This is a genomic window from Streptomyces sp. SA15 (genome assembly GCF_002291145.1).
GTDB lineage: Bacteria > Actinomycetota > Actinomycetes > Streptomycetales > Streptomycetaceae > Streptomyces.
Map to the genome: position 1 here is coordinate 26687 of NZ_NTGE01000014.1, position 25627 is coordinate 52313.

Annotated in this window: 21 protein-coding genes and 2 pseudogenes; 7 read left to right on the top strand and 16 right to left on the bottom strand. The window is 66.8% G+C overall.

What is annotated here, in order from left to right; genetic code table 11:
* Positions 1-611 precede the first annotated feature (611 nt).
* The 7 genes from CLM62_RS01770 to CLM62_RS01800 form a co-directional block, all read right to left on the bottom strand.
* Positions 612-1142, bottom strand: a complete 531-nt coding sequence (locus CLM62_RS01770) for a hypothetical protein (RefSeq protein WP_143658892.1) — start codon at positions 1140-1142, stop codon at positions 612-614.
* Positions 1143-1276: 134 nt separating this feature from the next.
* Positions 1277-1858, bottom strand: coding sequence for a hypothetical protein (locus tag CLM62_RS01775; protein ID WP_143658893.1), 582 nt, complete (start codon positions 1856-1858; stop codon positions 1277-1279).
* Between the two features lie 38 nt (positions 1859-1896).
* Positions 1897-4074, bottom strand: coding sequence for a hypothetical protein (locus tag CLM62_RS01780; RefSeq protein ID WP_095748100.1), 2178 nt, complete (start codon positions 4072-4074; stop codon positions 1897-1899).
* Positions 4075-4094: 20 nt separating this feature from the next.
* Complete coding sequence (locus tag CLM62_RS01785; RefSeq protein WP_095748101.1) at positions 4095-4547, bottom strand: hypothetical protein; 453 nt, start codon at positions 4545-4547, stop codon at positions 4095-4097.
* 206 nt (positions 4548-4753) lie between these two features.
* Positions 4754-6106 (bottom strand): type VII secretion-associated serine protease mycosin, encoded by a 1353-nt coding sequence (gene mycP / locus CLM62_RS01790; RefSeq protein WP_095748190.1) that lies wholly within the window; start codon positions 6104-6106, stop codon positions 4754-4756.
* Between the two features lie 25 nt (positions 6107-6131).
* Positions 6132-7685, bottom strand: coding sequence for a translation initiation factor IF-2 (locus CLM62_RS01795; RefSeq protein ID WP_095748102.1), 1554 nt, complete (start codon positions 7683-7685; stop codon positions 6132-6134).
* A 28-nt stretch (positions 7686-7713) separates the two neighbouring features.
* Positions 7714-8232 carry a hypothetical protein gene (locus CLM62_RS01800; protein ID WP_306457877.1) on the bottom strand — a complete coding sequence of 173 codons (519 nt, stop codon included), beginning with the start codon at positions 8230-8232 and terminating at the stop codon, positions 7714-7716.
* Between the two features lie 443 nt (positions 8233-8675).
* Here CLM62_RS01800 and CLM62_RS01805 point away from each other — a divergent pair, with 443 nt between their 5' ends.
* The 4 genes and pseudogenes from CLM62_RS01805 (at position 8676) to CLM62_RS50910 (ending at position 10891) form a co-directional block, all read left to right on the top strand.
* Complete coding sequence (locus tag CLM62_RS01805; protein WP_257003610.1) at positions 8676-9119, top strand: hypothetical protein; 444 nt, start codon at positions 8676-8678, stop codon at positions 9117-9119.
* Positions 9109-9660 (top strand): hypothetical protein, encoded by a 552-nt coding sequence (locus CLM62_RS49190; RefSeq protein ID WP_143658895.1) that lies wholly within the window; start codon positions 9109-9111, stop codon positions 9658-9660. Before CLM62_RS01805 ends, CLM62_RS49190 begins: the two co-directional genes overlap by 11 nt.
* Positions 9653-10033, top strand: a pseudogene (locus tag CLM62_RS50905) (type VII secretion system-associated protein); the annotation flags it as partial. The gene CLM62_RS49190 and the pseudogene CLM62_RS50905, both read left to right, overlap by 8 nt.
* A 180-nt stretch (positions 10034-10213) precedes the next feature.
* Complete coding sequence (locus CLM62_RS50910) at positions 10214-10891, top strand: toxin glutamine deamidase domain-containing protein (RefSeq protein ID WP_095748103.1); 678 nt, start codon at positions 10214-10216, stop codon at positions 10889-10891.
* 135 nt (positions 10892-11026) lie between these two features.
* On the opposite strand, the gene CLM62_RS01820 is transcribed toward CLM62_RS50910, so the two are convergent.
* On the bottom strand, positions 11027-11233 hold the full coding sequence (locus tag CLM62_RS01820) for a DUF397 domain-containing protein (RefSeq protein ID WP_095748104.1): 207 nt from the start codon (positions 11231-11233) through the stop codon (positions 11027-11029).
* A complete protein-coding gene (locus CLM62_RS01825; protein ID WP_095748105.1) occupies positions 11230-12105 on the bottom strand; it encodes a helix-turn-helix transcriptional regulator in 876 nt (291 codons plus the stop codon). The genes CLM62_RS01820 and CLM62_RS01825 overlap by 4 nt, the downstream gene beginning before the upstream one ends.
* Before the next feature lie 156 nt (positions 12106-12261).
* On the opposite strand from CLM62_RS01825, the pseudogene CLM62_RS01830 reads away from it, so the two are divergent.
* From CLM62_RS01830 to CLM62_RS01840, 3 genes and pseudogenes are all read left to right on the top strand, one after another.
* Positions 12262-12749 (top strand): annotated as a pseudogene (locus CLM62_RS01830) (ATP-binding protein).
* Between the two features lie 207 nt (positions 12750-12956).
* Positions 12957-13832 (top strand): helix-turn-helix domain-containing protein, encoded by an 876-nt coding sequence (locus tag CLM62_RS01835; protein ID WP_179381894.1) that lies wholly within the window; start codon positions 12957-12959, stop codon positions 13830-13832.
* A gap of 52 nt (positions 13833-13884) precedes the next feature.
* Complete coding sequence (locus tag CLM62_RS01840; protein ID WP_095748107.1) at positions 13885-14502, top strand: Uma2 family endonuclease; 618 nt, start codon at positions 13885-13887, stop codon at positions 14500-14502.
* 84 nt (positions 14503-14586) lie between these two features.
* Here CLM62_RS01840 and CLM62_RS01845 read toward each other — a convergent pair whose 3' ends face one another.
* From CLM62_RS01845 to CLM62_RS01875, 7 genes are all read right to left on the bottom strand, one after another.
* A complete protein-coding gene (locus CLM62_RS01845) occupies positions 14587-15798 on the bottom strand; it encodes an acyltransferase (protein ID WP_095748192.1) in 1212 nt (403 codons plus the stop codon).
* A gap of 282 nt (positions 15799-16080) precedes the next feature.
* The gene (gene tuf, locus CLM62_RS01850; protein WP_095748108.1) at positions 16081-17274 is read right to left on the bottom strand and encodes an elongation factor Tu; all 1194 of its coding nucleotides are present in this window, start codon (positions 17272-17274) and stop codon (positions 16081-16083) included.
* A gap of 157 nt (positions 17275-17431) precedes the next feature.
* On the bottom strand, positions 17432-19558 hold the full coding sequence (gene fusA, locus CLM62_RS01855; protein WP_095748109.1) for an elongation factor G: 2127 nt from the start codon (positions 19556-19558) through the stop codon (positions 17432-17434).
* Between the two features lie 39 nt (positions 19559-19597).
* The gene (gene rpsG, locus CLM62_RS01860) at positions 19598-20068 is read right to left on the bottom strand and encodes a 30S ribosomal protein S7 (RefSeq protein ID WP_007384059.1); all 471 of its coding nucleotides are present in this window, start codon (positions 20066-20068) and stop codon (positions 19598-19600) included.
* A 2-nt stretch (positions 20069-20070) separates the two neighbouring features.
* Positions 20071-20442, bottom strand: a complete 372-nt coding sequence (rpsL, locus tag CLM62_RS01865; protein ID WP_003948652.1) for a 30S ribosomal protein S12 — start codon at positions 20440-20442, stop codon at positions 20071-20073.
* A 348-nt stretch (positions 20443-20790) separates the two neighbouring features.
* On the bottom strand, positions 20791-21255 hold the full coding sequence (locus CLM62_RS01870) for a DUF1707 and DUF4190 domain-containing protein (RefSeq protein WP_095748110.1): 465 nt from the start codon (positions 21253-21255) through the stop codon (positions 20791-20793).
* Positions 21256-21660: 405 nt separating this feature from the next.
* Entirely contained in the window at positions 21661-25560 is a 3900-nt protein-coding gene (locus tag CLM62_RS01875; RefSeq protein ID WP_095748111.1) for a DNA-directed RNA polymerase subunit beta', read from the bottom strand.
* Positions 25561-25627: the final 67 nt, after the last annotated feature.

Consider the following 25627-nt stretch of genomic DNA (forward strand, 5'->3'; position numbering starts at 1 on the left):
AAAAGCAAGGTGTGCATCAACCGCGCGCGCTGGCCATAGCGGCAGCGCCGACGATCGTGCACGGGCACTGCGCTGGCTTTAGGAGAGCGCGGACCAGTTCGTCGACTTCGACGCCTTCGAAGAGCGGAAGCGGTCCGGCCTGTGCGCTATCTCGCCGACGCGTCCGCCGTCTGGCCGCTGCTACACGACCAGATCCCGGGCACCTAGCCCGCCTAACGTCGCGCGCGGCATGGTCGCCATCTGTCCGCCGGTCGAAGCTGAGCTGATGCCGGTCTCCGCGCGGACAGAGTCTACGAGCCGGTCTTCACCATGATCAGCTATGCCTTCGACTGGGTACCTGTGCCGGACATCCATGGCCAAGGATCATCGCAGTGCAACGGGAACGCATGCAGCTCGGCGAGCAGGATGCGGTGCCGCTCCTCGAAGACGCCGGCCTTGTGCCACGAGCTGAACCCCAGCTCCAGCGGCAGCAGTTGTCTCCTTACCGTCCCCGTCGTCGGACGTGCAGCTCCCCGTCCTCACCAGCAGTACGCAGAGAGCCGACGGCAGCCTTTCGCATTCTCACCATCCACGCATGTCCCGAGCCGCCGCCCCATCCCCCCAAGTACGCCTCACCCCATACTCGGCGCGCTCCCCGGCAACCTCTCGGCGCCAGCGCAATGCCGGATGTCCTGGGCAGCGTGTCGGGCGGTATCGGCGGCGAGGGCGGCCGCACTCGCGCGTACGGTGCGGTCCTTCACATCCGTGCCTTTGCCGCCCACAACGACCGAGATCTCCAGAAGCTCGTCACCGCCCGCACGGCCCGGGCAGTCGACGAACAGGTGAGTTCCTGGGCCGTCCAGATACCCTGTCGCGTCCCCGAACGTGAGCGGCGTGCTGCCGGACTGGTGGGCGTCGCGCTCAACGTCGTCGCGTGTGTACTCGCCTCCCTGCAGGAGTCGGTACTCGACCTCCACGGTCACCCCGCCCCCGGTCAACAGGCACTGCCCAAGCCCCCAGTCCCGCATGGCGTCCTGACTGTGTCCGGCAGTGGCGAAGTTGTAGGCGTTCCTCTCCTGGAACTTCGCGCCTCGCTCTGGCATGAGGGACTTAACGGCGTCGGCGGGCAGGGATCCGTGGCAGACCTTTGCGGGCACGGTCACGGCGGATTGCTGAAGAGGCCACCACCAGGACCCGAGGGCCACCAGAACGCCCGGCACCACTATGCCCAGACCGACGATGAGTGTCCGCCGACGGCCGCGCACTCCCGTGTGCGGCACTCGCTGTTCGCTCAGTCTCAATGGTCGATCACGGGAGGATCGCCCGGCAGCTGCCCGGCAGCCTCGCACTTCACGATGTCCTGTGCGGCCACCCTGAGCGTCTCACCTGCCAGCGCGGCGAACCCTTCGCGGATACCGGCATCTTCCTTCTCAGGGAAGCCCCGTCCCTCAACACTGATCACGAGCACCCCCTTGTCATCCGCTGATGGGCAGCTGAAGGTGATCCCGGCACTGTGGCTGCCGGAATAGCCACTCGCACCGCCGAGAGTCAAGGGGTCGAAACCGCTCTGCCCGGCCCGGAGTTCGAACTTCCTAGTCCATTGGCCCACGAGCCCGGAGCCGGCATCGACGAGCCGCATGTACCAGACAGTGACGCCTCTGCCTCCGGCGGAGAACCGGCACTCGGGGCCGCCCGGCTGAGGCGGTTCGAACCCGTTCTCCGTCTCCTCTTCGAATGCGGCTCCACGACTGGGCAGCACCTCGGCGGCAAGCGTCCCGGGCAGCTTGCCACCGCACACTCGCTCCGGCACCGCGACCGCAGGCTCGGTGTCTGCGGGCCACAGCCGCCAGGCCGCGAGCGCCGCGAGGGCGAGGACCACGATGCCGCCCGCGATGAAGATCTTCCGACTCTTGTGCACTAGCTTCCCGCCCGCTGTCGTCCCTGCCCATAGCTGTCCCGTACTTCACCACTAGCCGAGTTGGCCTGGCTGTCGGCGTTTGTGGGGTCGATGCCCGCCTCCCTCGCCGCGGTGTACGTCGCGTCATAGACAGCGTCCGCGGACCGGGACCGCTGCTGTTCAAGGAACTTGTCCCGTTCCTCGGCGGCTTCGCCGCTGGAGTCACGGGTGTAGTGCTCGACGACCGACGCCTGAATGTCGCCAATGATCATGCCTGCCGCGTCTCCTGCGACGGGGAACCTGCTGAGTCCCATATCTATGGCGCGCCCCACCCACTTGTCCGCGGTGGCGAGTCCTTCGTTGAACTCGGCATCGGAGGCGATCTTGTCGTCGTACACGGCCTGGGTTCGGGACTCGGCCAGGATTCCCGCGATCTCCGCGCCCGGGCGGACCTGGTTGTTCACCTCGGGCGACAGCTCGTGGAATTGTTCCCGGTTCTCGAACGTTCCGTTGATCAGCTCGGTGGTGACGGCCTGCTGGGCGTTGAGGATGGCTCCGTATCCGTCCGGGTCTTTGCCTACCGCTCCGATGAAGTTCTTGAGAGTGCCGTCCTCGTTCAGTCCGGCCAGATTCGCGTTGCTGCCGTACGTCTTGATATCGCTGCCGCTGTTCATCCCGTCCTGGATGTCGCGCATGTACTCGGCGGAGATGTGGCCGAAACTGTCGCTCATTGGGGAGTCGTCGAGCCGGTCGGGGTTTTTCCCGAACTCTCCGACGATCCTGTTGAAGAGTTCCGCACCGCCGGCCGAATGCTTCGGCGGTGTGGCGTCGGACTCGTACGGCACCCCGATCGTCGCCGACTCGAGCGCGTGCCCGAGCGCGTCATGCCCGAGCGCCTTTCCGTCCTCGCCCAGCGGCCACTCGCGCGCGTCGTCGCCCTTGGCCACCAGATAGTCCCAGTTGTCGAGCGTCTTCCCACCAGCCGTCGTCGAGTCGTTGAAGAACTCGAGGGATGCCTCGGGGTTGTGGCTGAGCCCCTCCATGAAGCCGGCGACGGGGTCGTTGGGCTCGTCGGTCGGCGGGTAGCTGAGGTTCGTGGTGTCCCGCCAGGCCACGCCAGGCTCGCCCGGGTACTCGCGCTCGTACTTCAGCACGGCGTCGCCGTAGTCGTGCAGGAAGTCGTCGTCGAACTTGCCCTTGCCCATCAGGCTGCTCATCACCTGGAAGCCGTTCGGGCCCATGGGCATGGCGGGGTCGACGGGGAAGATCTTGGTGCCGGACGCGATCACGTCCTTCTTCCAGTCCGCCATCTGCGGGCTGTCGCTGTGGGAGGCGTTGGCGAGGGCCATGCTCAGGTTGTCCTGCACGTGCCCCATCAGCTTGGCCCGGTCGCCCTCGACCGCGCCTCCGGGCGGGGCGGCGAGGTCGCGCCAGAACTGGAGAGTGCCGTCCGCTCCCAGGCCGGTGGCGAAGGCCTCCGTGAAGCCGGGGTTGTCGCGCTGGTTCTTGAGGGTTTCGTTGAAGCGGGCGAGTTTCTCCTCGCTCCACTCGTCGACGTTCCCCTTGGCAACCTCCTTGCGCCAGTAGTCGGCATCTGCCTTGCCCTGGTCGCGATCGGCGTCCTTCAGGCTGCTCGGGCCTTGGTCGGTGAAGTCGTACTTGTTCTTGGCGAGTTGGCGCAGCGCACGGGCCGCGATGCGATCGGTCTCGGTCGCCTCCCAGAGGATCTTGGTGATCCTGCTCTGGGCGGCGTCCAGTTCCTCGTCCGTGGGCTTGTGGATGTCGGCGTTACCGGCAGCCGCGCCGGAGGGTACCGAGGCTGCGACTTTCCCGTTCCCGTTGACGTAGATATTGCTCTTCGCCAGTTCATCGGTGGCCGCACGCAGGTCTTGCTTGTGCTTCGTGAAGGCGCTGTGCGCGTCGCGCAGAACCGCCAGCACGCTTTTGGCCTCGGCGGCCGCGTCCGCGAACTGCGCGGCGGTCTTCGTGACGAACTCCCGCGACACCGTGGCGTTGACGCCCTTCCAGTTCGCGGCGTTGGCCCTCTTCTCCAGGTCTGTCGCGCTGACCTCGCCGTCGCCGCCGGTGGCCAGCCGTTCCAGTCGGCCGACCATGGTCTTCCAGTCGGATACCGCGGTGTTCAGTGTGCCCAGGCGCAGATCCGTGAGTTCCTGCGCGGTCAGTGTGTCCGTCGCCATCTGCGTCAGCCCCGTTGCCGCTACTTGAGGTACTCGTTGATGCGCGAGACCGTCATCAGGTCGCCTGCCGCGTTCCGCATACCGGTCACGACGTGCGCCTCGTCCTTTGCGTGCTGGGCACGGGTGAAGTCCAGATGGTTGGAGATGTGGGCGCAGGCCTCGTACAGCGTCTGCTGCTGGGTGCTCCAGGCATCGTGCAGCTCGGTGAGTGCGGAGCCCATGTCCAGGCCGTCGTTGAAGAGGTCGATGGACGCTGTGAAGGTGCTCGGCCGCGCCAGGTCCGCATCCACGCGGAACCTCTCCAGCAGGTCGTACGCCATGTTGCCGAGCTTGCCCAATTCGTCATCGCGGACAATGAGATCGCCGCCCCCACCACTGCCGCCCCCGTCGGCAGGAAGCTGATTCAGCTGCATCTGCGTCGACTGCCTTTGCACGGCGTCGGCCTTTAGTTGGTCCCACTCTTCCCACGCCATCTGGCGCGCCCCTTCCCCCGTATGTGATTGCGATCAGTCGAGCGTCCTGCGACTCCCCATTACGCCATCGAACATTCCTAGCATGACGCCGTATGGCTGGAGTCACACAGTGCGCGTGCGCACCACGCCTTCACGGTTTCGGACCTTACGTCCACAACCCCGGCGAGGGACGCCGCGCGCCTGGAGCGGTTCGCCGGTGCTTCGGGTCAGGCGTGGTCTCCTGGGTTGGGCGGCCCGCCTCTGAACGGTCCGCCGGCAGGCGGGGTGGACGCCGTGCTGCCATAAGGCGATTGAGTCATAGGAGTGGGAGGCAGCGGGCTCAGCGCGGCGGCCGGCCGACGTCTGCGGGCGACCAGGAGGGCCGCCACGGCGCCACCGATCAGCACGGCCAAGCCGATTCCCAGTCCGATCCAGAGGGCACTGCTGCTGCCCGTGGAGGATGAGGTTGTGGCCGCAGGATTGTCGTCCGTCTCCTGAGACGTTGCGTCCGCCCTGGCTGGGGCGCTTGCGGACGGGGAGGTCGATGCCTCAGCCGCGGCTGCGAGGTCCGGGAGCGGGTACTCGTCGGCGGCACCCGGGTCGCCCGGATTCTGAAGCGCGATCCGAGGCCGGACGATGCCGTAGCCGATGGAGTCGTTGCGCTTTGCGCCATCCGTAGGGGCACCGATGGTGTTGAGCATGACGCGCAGGACCTGGTTGTTGGTCCACGTCGGGTGCTTGGACCAGATCAGGGCGGCGCTGGCGGAGGCGAGGGCGGTGGCGGCGCTGGTGCCGCTGGTCTTGCAGAGGCCCGTCTTGCCACCGCAGGCGTGGACCATGTCTGCGCCCGGAGCCGCGATGTCCACCTGCGGGCCGTATTCGGAGAAGGAAGCACGGCGGAGGTTCTTGCCCACCGCCGCAACCCCGACGGCACCGGGCGTGGCGGCCGGATACAAGACGGGGTTGCCTTTGTCGACGTCATTGCCCACCGCCGCGAAGACCAATGATCCTTGATCAAGGGCATACTTCACCGCAGCAGTGAGCTCCGAGGTACTGACAACCGAAGCCATGGAGATGTTGATGACCTTGGCATCGGCATCTGCCGCATAACGGATTGCCTTGCTGAAATACGCGGGCCTCGCGAAGCCCATGGCGTCCTCGGTCTCCGCAGGCACACGGATGGGAAGAATCTTTGCGCCCGGTGCAAGGCCGAACGCGCCCTTTCCGCCTCCGTACGCTCCGGTACCAGCGATGAGTCCAGCCATCCCTGTGCCGTGGCCGTCATAGTCCGTGTGCTCGTCGCCGGCGCGGCTCGATGGCGCGAAGTCTTTCCCGTCGAGCACCCGCCCTTTCAAGTCGGGGTTGTCAGGCTCGACTCCGGTGTCGATCACGGCAACGGTGACCCCCTTGCCGGTGCTCGTCCGCCACATCTCCTCGGCGCGCATGGCATCCAGGTGCCACTGCTGAGAACGGGCGGAGTCGGCGTGCGCCTGAAGTGCCGTACCGCCCACCAGCAATAGGCCGATGGCCGCTGAGGCCACAGCCCGAAATCCCCTGTGCCAAGTGCTGCTGATGGGCATGTACGTCCTTCTCATATCCCTGGGTTCAGTCGGCGGTCGGCGGTTCGTTGCGGTGACCGGACTGCTGTCTTTGGTTTCCCTGCCGGACACCACTTGTCGGCCCAGCTGGACCGCCGCGAACGCTTCTCCGAGTGCTGCCCTCGCTGGGCGTACCACCGGAGATCCCTCCCCGCGTCGGTGCGGACGGCACCGGCGCACCGGGGCGAGCCGGGGCGCGGCCCGTCTGCTGCGGGGTGCCGCCGACGATGCCGCCGTGGGACGGCGTGGGCGCGAAACGACCGGAGGCAGGACTGGCAGGGTGAGCAACCGGCTGCCCTACCGGTCCTGTCGGCACGCGGCCGATCGAACCGCTGTTGCTTGCAGGCTCGCCACCGACAACTGTTCCGCCAGGCAGTCGGCCAGTCGGCCTGCCGGTGACAGGCGTCGTAGTGGGGCGCCCGCCGACAATTCCTGAATTGGCCGGAACACCGCGGCCGGATGCCGCGCCTTGACCCGGAGCGGTATTGCCGGAAGCCATACCGGGACCTGGGATGTTCCGGCCCTGAATCGGACCGGCTTCCGTGACTCCGCGGCCGGGTGCCGAGCCGGGAACCGCCTGCCCGGGCTGGGCAGGCATACGTCCGCCGAAAGCCGTCCTGCCCTGCCCGCTCGTGACTGAGGGGGGCATACGCGAAGCACCGCTGGAAAGCGGCGGGGTCGTGCCGCTCGTGAGCGGCGGCGCACCGGTGTCCGGACGACCGGTTACCTGGCCTCCTCCCGACGGCCCCGGGGACGGCTGGTGCACTTCGGGAAGTACGGACACCGAGTCGATATTGACCCGTGTTACAGGCTCGGTCACCGACGGCCGCACGTCCTCGGACGGCACCCGGCTGGCGGAGGGCCCTGTCTCGAGCCGCTGAGGCGTCACTCCTACGGTTCCGACACTGCCGGTACCGCCTCCGCTCGCCCCGCTGGAACTCCCAGTCCCCGGCCGCGCTAGGTCCTCCGACCTGACATCCTCCGGCGGCTTGATCGCAGCTGGCGGCGGCGGAAACTTAGGCCGCTCCAACCCCTCCATCTGCACGGCAGACCACGCATACGTCTGCCCCAGCTTCCGCATCTGCGCAGCCGCCTCCAGCCGGACCCTCTCCCGGTCCGCCGCCAAGGCCTCCAGCTCGCTCCGCGACTTGTCGCTCACAGCCGCCGCGTCCGGATCATTGCGCGCGGCGTTCGCCGCGTCCAGATTCGCCTGCGCGCCCTTCGTGTCACGCGGAATGGACGCCTGAGCCGTGGCGATCGCCCCGGAGGTCCGCCCCAGCCACTCGCCGGCTTCCTCGCTGAAGTCACCCAGGCGCAGGGTCGCGTTGGCCAGGTCCCCGCTCCAGGTGCGGAACGCGTCCGCGCCCTCGCCCTTCCACTCCACGTACTGCGGGCGAACCTTGAGTTCCTCGGCGATCTTCCGGATCTCCTTGGCCGCCGCGGTCAGCCGGTCGGCGGCGGCCTGCACCGTCCCGGCCTTCGCCTGGTCCAGCCACTGGAGCATCTGCTCGTGGCTCATGTCCTCGAACGACGTACCGCCGCCGCTCCCCTTGCTGGGCATCAGGACTCCCCCACGCTCGTCAGTCGCATCAGATGGTGCCGCCCGCGTCGTCGGCCGGCGTCGTCCCGCCACCGTCGGCAGTCCCGTCGCTCTGCTTCGGCAGGCCGGGGTCGTAGCTACCGCCGTAGTGCTTCGTCGTTTCCGCGCTGATCGCCGCCATACGGTCGCGGATGTCCAGGTCGATGTTCTGGTAGCCCTTGTGCGAGGCCAGCACGGCGATGTTCATGCCCTCCATCGAGTCGGACAACAACTTCGACAGCGTCTCCAACTCGGTGATCACCGTCTCGTACGCGCTGAACAGCCCGGCCGCCTCCGCCCACTCCGCGTCCCCGCCACCGAGCTGATGGCGTACGAGCTGTTCCTGGCCGATCTTCTCCGGCCCCGCCTGCGAACCCTTCAGATCGCGGATCAGGTCATCAACACGCTTCTGGAACTTCGTGAAAGAGGACAGCTCGGTAGCCACGTCCGCGGCAGCGCCCCGCGCCGCGTCGAACAAGCCGGAGACCCAGGACGCCCCCGCCGCCACGCCACCATCGCTCGGAAACACCAGGTCCTCCCCCGTACGCCATCAGCAGCAATGACCCACTAGTCACTGTAGCTACCAGCAGTGACAGCCTCCAACCGCTCCGGCTCCAGGAGCAGTTGATCCCAGCCAGCACCGGTGGGCAGGCCAGGTCGGCACGAGATCGGAGACCGACCTCAGCCAATCGCAGCTCAAAGGCCTGCACATGAGCGCTCGTACTCAGGTGGAGCGGCTTCCTGCCGCGTACGACCCGGAATCTGCTCTAGTCCCGGCATGAGCCGAACTGGGGCCGGCGATCCCAGGACACGTCGGGTGTGTGAACGTTGCGTGTGGGCGACGGTTCAGACGCGGAAAGCGCGCCGGGGGCGGGTCGCTCCTCGCTGTGTTCAGTCGTGATACTTAGCGCCATGTCTCAGTACGGACTTACCGAGACGTTCTCGTCGTTCTGTGAGCGGTGAGAGTGGGGTGTGCGCTCGCTGATCAACGAGGGCAACGCGTTCGCTGTCAAGGCCGACCTGTCGGCCGGCACCTACTACGAGACCGACCAGTACGTCGAAGGCACCTCAAGGTCGTCACCAACGCTGCCATCGGCAATCCGTACGCCTCCGACCGAGGTCACCGGGATGGGCTGGGGCGATATCGCCACCTCCGGCGTCTATGGCGGTGACGTCGACTACAGCAAGGAGTCCTTCGACCAGGCCATGACCAACAGCAGCCAGGGCTGGAAGGACGCCGGACGCGACCTGATGACCTCCCGCACCGTCGGGCCCCTGGGCCTGAACCCCGAGAACCTGCACGCGAATTTCGGGGTCTCCGACGCTGAGTACGACCAGATGCTCGACGACACCTTCGGGCCCTCACCCGAGGCTCGCGCCCAGGCTGCTCAGCAGCAGGGTGGGAGTGAGCAGTAATGGGCGTCTTGGTGACATCGGTGAGGGCATCAAGGACGGCATCAACACAGGCCTGAAAATCGGTGAGACGAATATGGCGAATTCATCCCTAACCCCAACTATAGACCCGAGGCGGAACGTGTCCGTTGAGAAAGAGGTCCTTTACGATAAAGAGATCTCCCTCGTCTCGCAGTCAGGCGAAAAACCCGGACAGCTCGTAGCCGAGCTTTCGCAGGACGACTACACCGTTCACATCACCAGCGGCTCACTCTCGTGGTCCGCCACCTCCTGGAATTTTTTCACAGCGCTTTCGAGCGTGCGGGAAGTCTTGGAAGACCACAGCCTGAAACCTGCCGTCGAGGGGGCATGCGTGGACGTCTATCCCAGCCGCATGGCTCTCGAGATGGGAGGCGGCCGACGGGCATACCGTTGGCCCGGCACCGGCTCTCCGATGACTGTGGATATCTTTGACGACGTACCACTGGCGGATCGGGCACGGCTCGCAAGCGTGGCAGAACAGCAGCGCGCGCATGAGCGGCGCAGGGGGCACGGAGATGGATGAACCTCGAGTAGCGGTACCTCCCGTCACCGACGCAGTGCGCGCACAGGCTGCCGAGAGCCCTGGCGGCTGGGTGTACGCGATCGATCCGCATTTCGACCCGGCCGGGAAGGTTCCCCCGTACGGGGTCATCGGTGCATGGAAGGTCGATTCGAGCGGTCGCCTCACAGAGGAATTCACACACAATCCGAACTACCGCCCGTCACCTCGTGCCCGCGGTTTCAGGTCTCCCACCGACCCGGTAGACGCTGCGATCCAGCTGGCCGCCACCCATTACGGCCCCGACACCGATGTTCGAAACGCCCTACTCGAATCCATCGCATATATGGCATCGGACATTGAAGAAGGCGCGGATCGGCCCTCTGGCGTCATGCCGGATAATTCCGTCGCGATCTATACGAGTCCCGAACATGCTCCAGATGTCAGTACCTCTACTACGCAGGCTTCCTCTTCGGCAACTAATCACACAACTACCTGCTCACGTGACGCTCACAGTGAATCCCAACAGCTCTCCGTCGGTAAAGATCCCTCTGACGGACCTGCAAGGAAATCACCAGTGAGCGGATCACCGGACCCCGCGCAACTTGCGGCCGCATGGCTCGACGAACTCTACGGCGGGCTCGTCACGCTAGCCACACCGCATCCTGTACGCGAGACGGACACGGCCTGGCTGATGGCCTGCCGACCCTCGCCTCAGCCCGGATATCCGCTCACGCCGATGCTCGCGGCCTCCGTCGTGGTGCCCAAACACGACGGTTCCCCGTTCCATCCGGCGCCGAGTGCACCGCTCGCCGACCTGGAGCCGGCCCCGCCTCACGAGGCTGCCCACCGGGTTGTCCACCAGGCCCGAAGGATCAACGCGCGCGTCTGCGTCACCGCCTTGCACTCCGCGATCAACGGATGGCCATCGGTCGCATTGCCCTGGCGCTCGGCCCACGAGGCCCCCGGCTGGTGGAGCCGGCTGCACCGCCGGTACTTCCCCGACTTCGAGCACGTATCCGTGGGTCACTGGGACGACGTCATCAAGGCCGTCCGGGAGCCAGGCCCAGACACGCGAGGCGTGGTCTGGGCCCGCCGCGAGATCGGCGGTCATGAAGCGACGGGCAACCTGATCTACGCGCACAACAACAAGGGTCAGGTCGTCCTTCTGGACGGCTCGACGTCGTCCCTCGCCAAGCTCGACACGACCCTCGTGCGCGCGCTGGTCCTCATCCGGATCCGGGCGGGCAGTTGAAGTAGCAGCCCTCGGGCGGACTTATCGCCCGGTGTGCGCAAGTGACGCTGCGGGACGCCCTCTTCTGAAGCTCACCGGCCATAGAGGCGGGCAGTGCCAGCACGAGACTGCCGAAGAAGCAGGCGTCCCCTACGGTCAGCGGCAAACACCGGACACGAAGTCCGCCCAAGACCTCGGCGTGAGCGCGAGCCGAGGGCCCTCAATCTGCTTGGAGTCACGGACGTGGACGGTGCCGGGGGTGGTGGCGAGTTCGACGCAGGACTCGCCATCGTTGCCGCCGCTGTAGCTGCTCTTGAACCACGCCAATTCGGAGGCGTCCCCGGCGGAGGCCTTGTGCATCATGTCTCTCCCAGCAGTTTCTCGATGAAGGCCAGCGACTCCCATGGTGGGAGGGCCTGCGCCCGAATGGTGCTATACCGCAGCTCAAGGATACGAAGCTGCCGCAGGTCGGAGACGGGGCGGCCGTTGAAGGCGCCGTCGGAGCGTCCAACCGCCGTGCCGTCCTCGAACTTCAGCAGCTCGATCCTGCCGTCCAGGCCGGAGTGAACCTCGCAGTGCATAGGCATCACCTGAAGGGTGACGTTACGCATCCGACCCACTTCAAGCAGACGTTCGAGCTGCTGTCGCCACGCCATTGTGCCTCCGAGAGGGCGTCGTAGCGGCGCCTCTTCCAGGACGAAACTGATAGAGGGAGCCGGGTCGCGTTCGAAGACCGACCGCCGGGCCAAGCGAGCGGCCACCATACATTCCACGTCGTCCGGCGAGTACGGAGGCTGCGCTGCCTCGATCACGGACCGCGCGTGCTCCGGGGTCTGCAACAGCCCGGCGATGATGTTGCACTCGTACACGCCGATCTCGACCGCCTTGGCCTCCAGCTTCCCCAGCTCCCGCACCTTCTTCGGGTACCGGACCTTCTTCACGTCCTCCCACGTCGCCGCGATGAGGCCACCCGCCTTCAACACCTTGTCGGCCTTGTCCAGGTACTCCTGCCGGGGAATCCGCTTCCCGCCCTCGATCTTGTAGACGAGGTCCTCCCCGTACCCGACCGCCTTCCCGAAGTCGGCGGCCCGCATCCCCACCGCCTCCCGCCGCAGCTTCAGCTGCCGTCCGACGGTGGCGATGACCGCGACTCCCCACTCGTCGTCCGGGTCCACCTCCCAACCCGGCTCGTCCGCCTCACTCTTGAGCCGCCCCGCGTCCGCCTCGACCGTCATGCCTTGCCCCTCCGTCGTACCGCTCTGGCGCAGCAGCGCCCTACCCGTACGGCCGGTCTCGACAGCCTGGACACGACCGGACAAGCTCCGGACAGTCACCGTACGCACCCGCTGAGTCACTTTTCACAGTAAGCATGCACCGCCACGCTGAGTGACGTGATCCACGAAATCGCCGCCCCCGAGGCCCGACTCGCCCACCCCATCCGCAACTTCAGCGTGCAGCTGTCCCCACACCACGCGGCGCCCGCCTCGCCCGCCTCCTCGCCACCGAACAACTCCGCTCCTGGGAACTCCCGTTGGACCCCGCACGCCAAGTCATCGCCGAACTCGCCGCCAACGCGGCCACCCACAGCCGCGTCCCCGGCCGGGACTTCCGGCTCACCCTCTACGTCGTCGGCGGCACCCTGCGCATCGAGGTGACCGACACCTGCGGCGACCGCCTGCCCCACGCCCAAGTCCGCACCGCCGACGCCGAGTCTGGCCGGGGGCTCGTCCTCGTCGAGGCCCTCGCCGACCGCTGGGGCGTCACCCAGGGGCCGCGCCCGCGCAAGACGGTCTGGGCGCAGCTGAACCTCACACCACCGGAGCACAGAAACGCGTGCTCCGGTGCAAGGGGCGCTCTTCCCCAAGAACCACGACGGTGAAAAGGACCCCCACCAAGCCCCACCCCACCCTCCCGCCGCCCAGCGCGCCGCTCACCCACGCGAGTGAACATGACCAACTCGACTGGATTCCTGGCCGGTTGCCTGTCCTACGCTCAGCGCAACACAACCGCAGACATGCGACGGCCCCCGCCGGGACGGCAATCCCAGTGCGAGGGCCTGACCACCGAGGAAGAAAGCCCCTTCCTGATGGATACGCAGAACCCTAGCGTGCCCCCGCACGCCCAGTCCCGCCCTGCCGCCAACAACCACCCGAACCGGCGGCACCCGCATCCCCGCCCCGGCGGCGGCCTCGACCACGACCACACCCGCCACACCACCCGCTTCACCCTGGTCGGCAACCACCTCGCCCAGCACCCCGAGCTCTCGCTCGTCGCGATCGGGCTGGCCCTCCACATCCAGTCGCTGCCCAAGGGCGCCCGCGTGGACATCAAAACCCTCGCCGCCCGCTTCCCCGAGGGCACCACCCGCATCGCCGCCGCCCTACGCGAACTGGAAGCCCACGGCTACCTCCGCCGCATCCGCGAACGCACCCCCGGCGGCCGCATCATCACCCGCACCATCTCCTGCAACCAGCCCGGCCACCACCGGCAGGCAGCCGATGCGCACAGCCCGGCACCACCGAAGAAGCCGAAGCAGCGCACACCCCGCAAACCCCTCCCCGCCGTACCGCAGCCAGCCTGCCCGTCCCCCACACTCCTCCAGACCGCGACCGACCTCCTCGCCGACCTCCACCGCCACGACCCCCACCTCCTCCTCTCCACCTGCGACACCACCCACCTCGCCCCCGGCGTCGCCGCCTGGCTCGAACGCGACCTCACCCCCACCGCCGTACGACAAGCCCTCACCACCGACCTCCCACCCGAAGGCCCACGACGCCCCGCCGCCCTCCTCGCCCACCGCCTCACCGCCCAGCTACCACCCCCACCCCCATTCCGCGCACCCGCCCCACCGCCAGCCGCCCGGCACCCGCTCCAGAACTGCGACGGCTGCGACCGCGCCTTCCGCGCCCCCGCACCCGGCCACTGCCACGACTGCCGATCCAGCCTCCCGGAGGCCGCCTAGCATGGATGTGACGATCCTTGCCCGCGGGCACAGACGACGAGGAGCGAGCGCCATGACCATCGCCCCGGACGACGCGCAGCATGGCGCCTCTCACCTGTACCGGACCATGCGGGACTTCGTTCAGTCGATGGACGACACCCTCCCCGGCAAATTCGAGATCACCAAGGAAGGAATCGTTCACGACATGATGTCGCCGGGAGGGCCCCACGAGGTGACAGCCGCGCACGTCAGCCGCCGGCTGGAGAAGGTCATGCCGGACGAGCTACTGGCCCACAATGGCACGCCCGATGTGGAGGACGAGCCAGAGGGGATCATGCGTCACCCCGATGTCATGGTGATCGCGTGGGACGACTTGAACGTCGAGGGCTCCATCGATCCCCGTACCCTCATCGCCGCCATTGAGGTGGTCTCACGCTCCAACCCCGAGAACGACTGGGTGGGCAAGATGCGCGACTACCCCCTGCTCGGCATCCCCATCTACGCGGTCTTCGACCCCCGCACCGGCACCGGTGCCGTCCTCACGGACATCCACTCCACGCCCGACGGCCCGCGCTATGCCACCCGCAAGGACTTCGTGTACGGGGAAGACGTCACCATCGGCGACTGGACGATCTCGACGACCGACCTCCCCCGGTACAGGGAGAAGGGCACCGAAGAGCCCACCCCCTGAACGCCCCGCAGGAGAGCCCGAAGGGTGAACACCGTCGAGTGCGCCACGACGGCCATCGCACCGCACCCCCCGCCCTCACGCCCCCTACCCCGCGTTCCGCAACCGCGCGAACGACGTATCCAGCCCCCGCTTCATGAGCCCCGCCACCGGCCGCTCCACAAACCGGTGAACCAGCCAGCTCAGCACCATGAAGCCGACGATCACGACCACGACCAGCAGCCGGGCGTCCATCGTGTCCCGCAACCTGTTGATCAGCGTCGTACCGGCCACGTAGTGCGTCAGATAGAGCGGATACGTCAGGGCGCCGGCCGTCACCAGCCACTTCCAGCGGATGCGGTCCGTGGCGCCCAGCGCGACGGCCACCATCACCAGCAGGAACACGGTGAAGATCACCACGCTGCCCCGCCACCCGGACACATGCTCGACCTCGTCGATCCGGCGCCCCAGCTCCAGCTGCCCCATCAGCCAGGCCATGCCGAGGATGCCCCACAGCAGCAGATCCTGGCCGAAGCGGTGCATCAGGTAGAGGGCGAGGCCCGCGATGAAGTACCAAGCGCCGTCCGGGTTGGCGATCAGCTCCAACAGATGGAAGTCGGCCACGGGCGCGAGCATCGCGGCCGCGCCCCACACACAGCAGAACACCACGACCTTGCGGTACGTCAGCCCCGTGGCGACGACGAGCAGGAAGAGCAGGTAGAAGCGCAGCTCGGACCAGAGGGTCCAGTACACGCCGTCGACGTTGGTCACGCCCGAACCGGACTGCAGCATCGTGAGGTTGAGCAGGATCTCGCGCAGCCGCAGGCGGTCCCACACGCCCGGGATCGCCACCAGGACGGCCGTGGTGAAGGCGATGGCGAACCAGTAGGCCGGGTAGAGCCGGATCACCCGCGAGACGAAGAACTGCCGCGGGGTACGGCCCCAGCACGACATGCAGATCACGAAGCCGCTGATCACGAAGAAGATCTCGACGCCGATCCAGCCGTAGGCGGCGAACCTGAACACCGTGGGCATGATGTCGGACACCGGCCGGTCCCAGATCGCGTTGTCCGGCTGGTTGACGCGGTTCGTGCCGGCGAAGTGGTGTACGGCCACCATCAGGGCGGCGAGCAGGCGGATGCCGTCGATGGCGTACAGCCGGCGGCCCACCCGCTCGGGCACGGCCGCGTGCTTCACCGTCCGGATCGTCCGAAGGGGCCGCGTCGGCATGTCGTCGGGCACGGTGAGCGGGGGAAGCGGCTGCTGCAGTCCGCCGACGACCTGTCGTGGTATCGACGTCCTGCTGTCCGCGCCGTACATCGGCACCTGTCCGTCCTCATGAAGTGATCCCGGGCCGGGGCGGCCACCGGACAGCTCACGCTACGGCCGCCCCAACCACCCCACAGCGAACAGACAAGAACATTCCGCGCGCGCAGGTGGGGAATTTGCCGCAACTCTCGCCGAGACGCCTCCCAGTGTTTGCCAACACTTCATTTGACGGGGAAGAGGGCGCCCGGACATGACGAAGGGACCCGCACGACCGAAGTCGTACGGGCCCCTTCAGGAGCTCGCAGTCGGAGCTACCAGGTCAGATCGACAAGCTCACTTGTTGATCTTGGTGACCTGGCCGGCGCCCACGGTCCGGCCACCCTCACGGATGGCGAACTTCAGGCCCTCTTCCATGGCGATGGGCTGGATGAGCTCCACCTTCATCTCGGTGTTGTCACCCGGCATGACCATCTCGGTGCCCTCGGGGAGGGTCACGACGCCGGTCACGTCCGTCGTACGGAAGTAGAACTGCGGGCGGTAGTTGTTGAAGAACGGCGTGTGGCGGCCACCCTCGTCCTTGGACAGGATGTAGGCCTGGGCCTCGAACTCGGTGTGCGGGGTCACCGTGTTCGGCTTGATGATGACCTGGCCGCGCTCGACGTCCTCGCGCTTGATACCGCGGAGAAGCAGACCGACGTTCTCACCGGCCTGACCCTCGTCCAGCAGCTTACGGAACATCTCGATGCCCGTAACCGTGGTCTTGGTCTTCTCTTCCTTGATACCGATGATCTCGACTTCCTCGTTCACCTTGAGGATGCCGCGCTCGATACGGCCGGTGACGACCGTACCGCGACCGGTGATCGTGAAGACGTCCTCGATCGGCATGAGGAACGGCTTGTCGACGTCACGCGCCGGCTCCGGAATGGCGGTGTCGACGGCGTTCATCAGGTCCAGGACGGACTGCGTCCACTCCTTGTCGCCCTCGAGCGCCTTCAGAGCGGAGACCTTCACGACCGGGAGGTCGTCGCCCGGGAACTCGTACTCGGAGAGGAGCTCACGGACCTCGAGCTCGACGAGCTCCATGATCTCCTCGTCGTCCACCATGTCGGCCTTGTTCAGGGCGACGACGATGTACGGCACGCCGACCTGGCGGGCCAGGAGCACGTGCTCCTTGGTCTGCGGCATCGGGCCGTCGGTGGCGGCCACCACCAGGATCGCGCCGTCCATCTGCGCGGCACCGGTGATCATGTTCTTGATGTAGTCCGCGTGACCCGGGCAGTCGACGTGGGCGTAGTGACGCGCCTCGGTCTGGTACTCGACGTGCGCGATGGAGATGGTGATGCCGCGCTGGCGCTCCTCGGGCGCCTTGTCGATGTTGTCGAACGGGGTGGCCTCGTTCAGGTCCGGGTACGCCTCGTGCAGCACCTTGGTAATAGCCGCCGTGAGGGTGGTCTTACCGTGGTCGATGTGACCGATGGTGCCGATGTTGACGTGCGGCTTAGTCCGCTCGAACTTCGCCTTCGCCACTGGGGTCCTCCTGTGGAGTGGTTCTGGTACGCCTTACTTCATCGGCGCCAGGTGATCTTTGCTGGAAAGCCCGGGCCCCGGGGCATTCTCACCATGATTGCGGTGGAATGCCCCACGAGGCTCCGGAGTCAAGCCTACGGCGTGCAGACGCGCTGCGTTACTCGCCCTTGGCCTTCGCGATGATCTCCTCGGCGACGTTCCGCGGAACCTCGGCGTAGGAGTCGAACTGCATCGAGTAGCTTGCGCGACCCGACGTCTTGCTGCGGAGGTCTCCGACGTAGCCGAACATCTCCGAGAGGGGCACGAGGCCCTTCACGACGCGGGCACCGGCCCGCTCCTCCATGGCCTGGATCTGGCCACGGCGGGAGTTGATGTCGCCGATGACGTCACCCATGTAGTCCTCGGGCGTGGTGACCTCGACGGCCATCATCGGCTCGAGCAGCACGGGGCTGGCCTTGCGCGCGGCCTCCTTGAAGGCCTGCGAGCCGGCGATCTTGAACGCGAGCTCGGAGGAGTCGACCTCGTGGTAGGCACCGTCGAGCAGCGTGACGCGGACACCGGTCATCTCGTAACCGGCGAGGATGCCGAACTGCATGGCCTCCTGCGCACCGGCGTCGACCGAAGGGATGTACTCCTTCGGGATACGACCACCGGTCACCTTGTTCACGAACTCGTACGACGTGTCGCCACCCTCGAGCGGCTCGATCGCGATCTGCACCTTGGCGAACTGGCCGGTACCACCAGTCTGCTTCTTGTGCGTGTAGTCGACGCGCTCGACGGCCTTGCGGATCGTCTCGCGGTAGGCGACCTGCGGCTTGCCGACGTTGGCCTCGACCTTGAACTCACGGCGCATACGGTCGACCAGCACCTCGAGGTGCAGCTCGCCCATGCCACCGATGATGGTCTGGCCGGTCTCCTCGTCCGAGTGGACCTGGAAGGACGGGTCCTCCTCGGCCAGGCGCTGGATCGCGACGCCCAGCTTCTCCTGGTCGCCCTTCGACTTGGGCTCGATGGCGACCTGGATGACCGGCGCCGGGAAGTCCATGGACTCCAGGATGACCGGGTTCTTGTCGTCGCTCAGCGTCTCACCGGTGGTGGTCTGCTTCAGGCCCATGACGGCGACGATGTCGCCGGCGCCCACCGAGGCGATCTCCTCACGCTTGTTCGCGTGCATGCGGTAGATCTTGCCGATGCGCTCCTTCTTGCCCTTGACGGAGTTCAGCACGGCGGTGCCGGACTCCAGGCGACCGGAGTAGATCCGGACGAAGGTGAGCTTGCCGAGGTGCGGGTCGCTCATGATCTTGAACGCGAGCGCGGACAGCGGCTCCTCGTCGGACGGCTTGCGCTTGATGACCTCCTCCGGGTCGTTGACGGCGCGGCCCTCGATGGCCTCGACGTCAAGCGGGGTGGGGAGGTAGCGCACGACCGCGTCGAGCAGGGGCTGGACGCCCTTGTTCTTGAACGCGGTGCCGCAGAACACCGGGGTGACCGTGGTGTCGCTGGACTTGCCGGACGCGATGGTGATGCGACGGATCGCGGCGTACAGCTGCTCCTCGGTGGGCTCCTCGCCCTCCAGGTACAGCTCCATGATCTCTTCGTCGTTCTCCGCGACGGCCTCGAGCAGCTTGCCGCGCCACTCCTCGGCGGCCTCGGTGTGCGTGGCCGGGATGTCGACGGTGTCGTACATCTCGCCCTTGGCCGCCTCGGCGGACCACACGAGCGCCTTCATGCGGACCAGGTCCACGACGCCCTTGAAGTCGGCCTCGGCACCGATCGGCAGCTGCATGACGAGCGGCTGGGCGCCCAGGCGGTCCGAGATCATGTCCACGCAGCGGTGGAACTCGGCGCCGGTACGGTCCAGCTTGTTGACGAAGCAGATACGCGGAACGCCGTAGCGGTCCGCCTGACGCCACACCGTCTCGGACTGGGGCTCGACGCCGGCAACGCCGTCGAACACCGTCACGGCACCGTCGAGCACGCGCAGGGAGCGCTCCACCTCGACGGTGAAGTCGACGTGCCCCGGGGTGTCGATGATGTTGATGGTGTGGTCGACGTCGTCCAGCGGCCAGTGGCAGGTGGTGGCAGCAGAGGTGATCGTGATGCCACGCTCCTGCTCCTGCTCCATCCAGTCCATGGTGGCGGCGCCGTCGTGGACCTCACCGATCTTGTACGAAACGCCGGTGTAGAACAGGATCCGCTCGGTGGTGGTCGTCTTGCCCGCGTCGATGTGGGCCATGATCCCGATGTTGCGGACCCTGGCCAGGTCAAGTGAAGTGGTAGCCATAAGGCTTCGGTCTTCTCTCGGTCTCGATGTGGGTAGCGACTACCAGCGGTAGTGCGCGAAGGCCTTGTTGGACTCGGCCATCTTGTGGGTGTCCTCGCGCTTCTTCACAGCGGCACCGAGGCCGTTGGACGCGTCGAGGAGCTCGTTGAGCAGACGCTCGGTCATGGTCTTCTCGCGACGGGCGCGGGAGTAACCGACCAGCCAGCGCAGCGCCAGGGTGTTGGCGCGGCCGGGCTTGACCTCGACCGGCACCTGGTAGGTGGCGCCACCGACGCGGCGGGACTTGACCTCGAGGGTCGGCTTGATGTTCTCGAGAGCGCGCTTGAGCGTGATGACCGGGTCGTTGCTGGTCTTCTCGCGCAGGCCCTCCATGGCGCCGTACACGATGCGCTCGGCGGTGGAGCGCTTGCCGTTCAGCAGCACCTTGTTGATGAGGGAGGTGACCAGAGGAGAACCGTAGACCGGGTCGATGATGACCGGGCGCTTCGGGGCGGGGCCCTTACGAGGCATTCTTACTTCTCCTTCTTGGCGCCGTAGCGGCTGCGGGCCTGCTTGCGGTTCTTGACACCCTGGGTGTCGAGCGAACCACGGATGATCTTGTAACGAACACCGGGCAGGTCCTTCACACGGCCGCCACGCACGAGCACGATGGAGTGCTCCTGCAGGTTGTGTCCCTCACCCGGAATGTAAGCGGTGACCTCGATCCCGCTGGTCAGACGCACACGCGCGACCTTACGCAGGGCCGAGTTCGGCTTCTTCGGGGTGGTCGTGAACACACGCGTGCAGACGCCACGACGCTGAGGGGAACCCTCGAGTGCGGGCGTCTTGTTCTTCTCGACCTTGTCCTGCCGGCCCTTGCGGACCAGCTGCTGGATCGTAGGCACTACTTCTCCGGTTTCTGTGTGCCGAATGGTGAAGCTAACCTGGAACGTCGCCGACCCACGCGGTCGGGTGTGTCGAACCCGCTGACTCCCGCCGCCAGGCAGAAAGAGGCGCAGATTACGGTGGCCGTTCTCGGCCCCCTATGCGGTGTGATGGCACGCACGAGAGCCAGGGCACACCCCAGGCACAAGGTCTGAGCGTACCTAGCTCAATCGCTGCGGTCAAAACAAATGGCCCGCGTTCGCATCACCGGACGGAACATGTCAAGCCCCGAGACGGTCCGCGATCTTCAAATCCACGCCACGGCGTGTGTGACCGACCTCTCAATGATCTACGACACACAGCTCCCGTCACCCCGACGCGAGCCCCACCATGAACGCCAGCGTCAGCATGAGCGCCCAGCCGGCGGTGGACAGCCACCCGAGCACGAGCCCGGTCAGGGCCAGCCCGTCACCGCCCTCTCCCGTGTTCCGGATCTCCGACCGCGCCGCATGCCCGAGGATCACCGCCGGAATGCCGGTGAGCCCGAAGGTCGGCAGACACAACAGCCCGCACACGGCGGACCCGACCGCCTTCCCGTTCGTCCGCGGCCGCGGCACGGGCAGGAACGTCCGCGGTACGGCCACGACGGGCGCAGGCTGCGGTACGGGGCCCGCGGGCAGGTCGGCGACCAGCAGAGCCAGCTCCCCCACCGTACGGGCCTTGTAGGCCCGCTCCACCCGCCTGTCGAACTCCCCCTTCTCCAGCCGCCCCTCACCGAAGCCGGCCCTGAGCACATCCACGGCCCGCTCGCGGTCGGCGTGCGAGGCGAGCATGGACGGCGCACTGTGCACCTGCCAGAGCTGAGGCTGGGGCTGGAGAGCACCCGCGTCCTGCCAGGGCTGCGGCTGACGCTGAGGGCCACCCGCGTCCTGCCAGGGCTGCGGCGCACCACCCGCGCCATGCCAGGGGCGCGGAGCACCCTGCCCCGACTGCGGAGCATCACGCCCCGACTGCGGAACATCACGCCCCGACTGCGGAGCATCACGCCCCGGCTGAGGCCCACCCTGCCCCGGCTCCCAGGGTTGCCACGACGGATTCGACACGGAGCACCTCCCCGAACCCCCGAGTCCCTCCATGATGCGCCGAACCGGCAATTCCGGCACAGACCGCGTCGCCGGACAGGCCGAAGGGCGGCCACCCCGAAAGGTGACCGCCCTTCAACTCAAGCGTACGCTCGCTTACTGGTTGTACGGACCGTAGTCGTAGTCCTCCAGCGGAACGGCCTGGCCGGAGCCCGTGCCGAACGGCGAGTAGTCGATGTCGTCGTAGCCGACGGCCGAGTACATCGCGGCCTTGGCCTCCTCGGTCGGCTCGACCCGGATGTTGCGGTAGCGGGACAGGCCCGTACCGGCCGGGATGAGCTTACCGATGATGACGTTCTCCTTGAGGCCGATCAGGGAGTCGGACTTGGCGTTGATCGCCGCGTCCGTGAGGACCCTGGTCGTCTCCTGGAAGGACGCCGCCGACAGCCAGGACTCCGTGGCCAGCGAGGCCTTGGTGATGCCCATGAGCTGCGGACGACCGGAGGCCGGGTGACCGCCCTCCTGGACCACACGACGGTTCTCGGTCTCGAACTTCGAGCGCTCGACCAGCTCGCCGGGCAGCAGCTCGGCGTCGCCGGACTCGATGATCGTCACGCGGCGCAGCATCTGCCGGATGATGATCTCGATGTGCTTGTCGTGGATCGACACACCCTGCGAGTTATAGACCTTCTGGACCTCGCCGACCAGGTGGACCTGGACGGCACGCTGACCCAGGATGCGCAGCACGTCGTGCGGGTTGGTGGCACCCACGGTGAGCTTCTGGCCCACCTCGACATGCTCGCCCTCGCTGACCAGGAGTCGGGCGCGCTTCGAGATCGGGAACGCCGTCTCGTCGCTGCCGTCGTCCGGCGTGATGACCAGCTTCTTGGTCTTCTCGGTCTCCTCGATCCGCACGCGGCCAGAGGCCTCGGAGATCGGGGCGACACCCTTCGGGGTACGGGCCTCGAAGAGCTCGACGACACGCGGCAGACCCTGGGTGATGTCGTCACCGGCCACACCACCGGTGTGGAAGGTACGCATCGTCAGCTGAGTACCGGGCTCACCGATGGACTGGGCGGCGATGATGCCGACCGCCTCACCGATGTCGACCAGCTTGCCGGTGGCCAGCGAGCGGCCGTAGCACATCGCGCAGGTGCCGACGGCGGACTCGCAGGTCAGGACCGAGCGGGTCTTGACCGTCTCGACGCCCGCGGCGACCAGCTGATCGATGAGGACGTCACCGAGGTCGACGCCCGCCGGGGCGAGCACCTTGCCGTCGACGACGATGTCCTCGGCGAGGCAGCGCGCGTACACGCTGGTCTCGGCGTTGTCCGCCTTGCGCAGGACGCCGTCGGCGCCACGCTCGGCGATGGCCAGCTTGAGGCCACGGTCGGTGCCGCAGTCCTCCTCGCGGATGATCACGTCCTGCGAGACGTCCACCAGACGACGGGTCAGGTAACCCGAGTCGGCGGTACGCAGAGCGGTGTCCGCCAGACCCTTACGGGCACCGTGCGTGGAGATGAAGTACTCCAGCACGGACAGACCCTCACGGAACGACGCCTTGATCGGACGCGGGATCGTCTCGTTCTTCGCGTTCGACACCAGACCACGCATACCGGCGATCTGACGCATCTGCATCATGTTGCCTCGTGCACCCGAGTTCACCATCATGAAGATCGGGTTGGTCTTCGGGAAGTTCTCGTTCATCGCCTCGGCGACCTCGTTGGTCGCCTTGGTCCAGATCGCGATGAGCTCCTGCGTGCGCTCGTCCTTGGTGATCAGACCGCGCTCGTACTGCTTCTGGACCTTCTCGTCCTGCGCCTCGTACCCGCGGACGATCGCCTTCTTCGCCTCGGGAACGACGACGTCGGAGATGGCCACGGTGACGCCGGAACGGGTCGCCCAGTAGAAGCCGGCCGCCTTCAGGTTGTCGAGCGTCGCCGCCACGATGACCTTCGGGTAGCGCTCGGCGAGGTCGTTGACGATCTCGGAGAGCTGCTTCTTGCCGACCTCGTAGTCGACGAACGGGTAGTCCTCGGGCAGCAGCTCGTTGAACAGCGCACGGCCCAGGGTCGTCCGCAGCCGGAACGAGTCACCCTGCTGCCACTCCGGCTCGCCCTCCTCCTGCGCCGGCGGCATCCAGCCGCGCGGCGGGATGGTGCCCACCGGGAAGCGGATGTCGATCTTCGACTGGAGCGAGAGCTCGCCCGCGTCGAACGCCATGATCGCCTCGGCGACGGACGAGAAGGAGCGTTCCTCACCCTTGACGTCCCGCATCTCACCGTCGGTGGTGAGGAAGAACAGACCGAGGACCATGTCCTGGGTCGGCATCGTCACCGGACGGCCGTCTGCGGGCTTGAGGATGTTGTTCGAGGACAGCATCAGGATGCGGGCCTCGGCCTGCGCCTCCGCGGACAGCGGCAGGTGCACGGCCATCTGGTCACCGTCGAAGTCCGCGTTGAACGCGGTGCAGACGAGCGGGTGGATCTGGATGGCCTTGCCCTCGACCAGCTGCGGCTCGAAGGCCTGGATGCCGAGTCGGTGCAGCGTGGGCGCACGGTTCAGCAGAACCGGGTGCTCCGCGATGACCTCTTCCAGTACGTCGTACACGACCGTGCGGCCGCGCTCGACCATTCGCTTCGCGCTCTTGATGTTCTGCGCGTGGTTCAGGTCGACCAGGCGCTTCATCACGAACGGCTTGAAGAGCTCCAGCGCCATCGCCTTGGGCAGACCGCACTGGTGCAGCTTCAGCTGCGGACCGACGACGATCACGGAACGCGCGGAGTAGTCCACACGCTTACCGAGCAGGTTCTGACGGAAGCGACCCTGCTTGCCCTTGAGCATGTCGGACAGCGACTTCAGCGGACGGTTGCCGGGGCCCGTCACCGGGCGACCACGACGGCCGTTGTCGAAGAGCGCGTCGACGGCCTCCTGAAGCATGCGCTTCTCGTTGTTGACGATGATCTCGGGCGCGCCGAGGTCGAGGAGCCGCTTCAGGCGGTTGTTGCGGTTGATCACACGGCGGTACAGGTCGTTCAGGTCGGAGGTCGCGAAGCGGCCACCGTCCAGCTGCACCATCGGACGCAGGTCCGGCGGGATGACCGGCACGCAGTCGAGCACCATGCCCTTGGGGCTGTTGGTGGTGCTCAGGAACGCCGAGACGACCTTGAGCCGCTTCAGGGCACGGGTCTTCTTCTGGCCCTTGCCGGTACGGATGATCTCGCGGAGGCGCTCGGCCTCTTCATCCAGGTCGAAGGACTCCAGGCGCTTCTGCAGCGCCGCGGCACCCATCGAACCGTCGAAGTAGGTACCGAAGCGGTCCCGCAGCTCGCGGTAGAGCAGCTCGTCGCCCTCGAGGTCCTGGACCTTGAGGTTCTTGAACCGGGTCCACACCTCGTCGAGCCGGTCGATCTCGCGCTGCGCACGGTCACGCAGCTGCTTCATCTCACGCTCGGCGCCCTCACGGACCTTCCGGCGTACGTCGGCCTTGGCGCCCTCGGCCTCCAGCTCGGCGAGGTCGGTCTCCAGCTTCTTGGCGCGGGCCTCGAGGTCGGCGTCCCGGCGGTTCTCGATCTGCTGCCGCTCGACGGAGACGTGCGCCTCCAGGGAGGGCAGGTCGCGGGTACGGCGCTCCTCGTCCACGTACGTGATCATGTACGCGGCGAAGTAGATGACCTTCTCCAGGTCCTTCGGGGCGAGGTCGAGCAGGTAGCCCAGCCGCGACGGAACGCCCTTGAAGTACCAGATGTGCGTGACGGGCGCGGCCAGCTCAATGTGGCCCATCCGCTCACGGCGCACCTTGGCGCGCGTGACCTCGACGCCGCAGCGCTCGCAGATGATGCCCTTGAAGCGGACACGCTTGTACTTGCCGCAGTAGCACTCCCAGTCCCGGGTCGGACCGAAGATCTTCTCGCAGAAGAGTCCGTCCTTTTCGGGCTTGAGGGTGCGGTAGTTGATGGTCTCGGGCTTCTTGACCTCGCCGTGGCTCCACTGACGGATGTCGTCAGCGGTTGCCAGACCGATCCGGAGCTCGTCGAAGAAGTTGACGTCGAGCACTATGCGTCAATCCCTCTCAGGGTTGTAAGTCATGGGGTCTGATACGGGGGTCCTGGGGCCGGAGGCC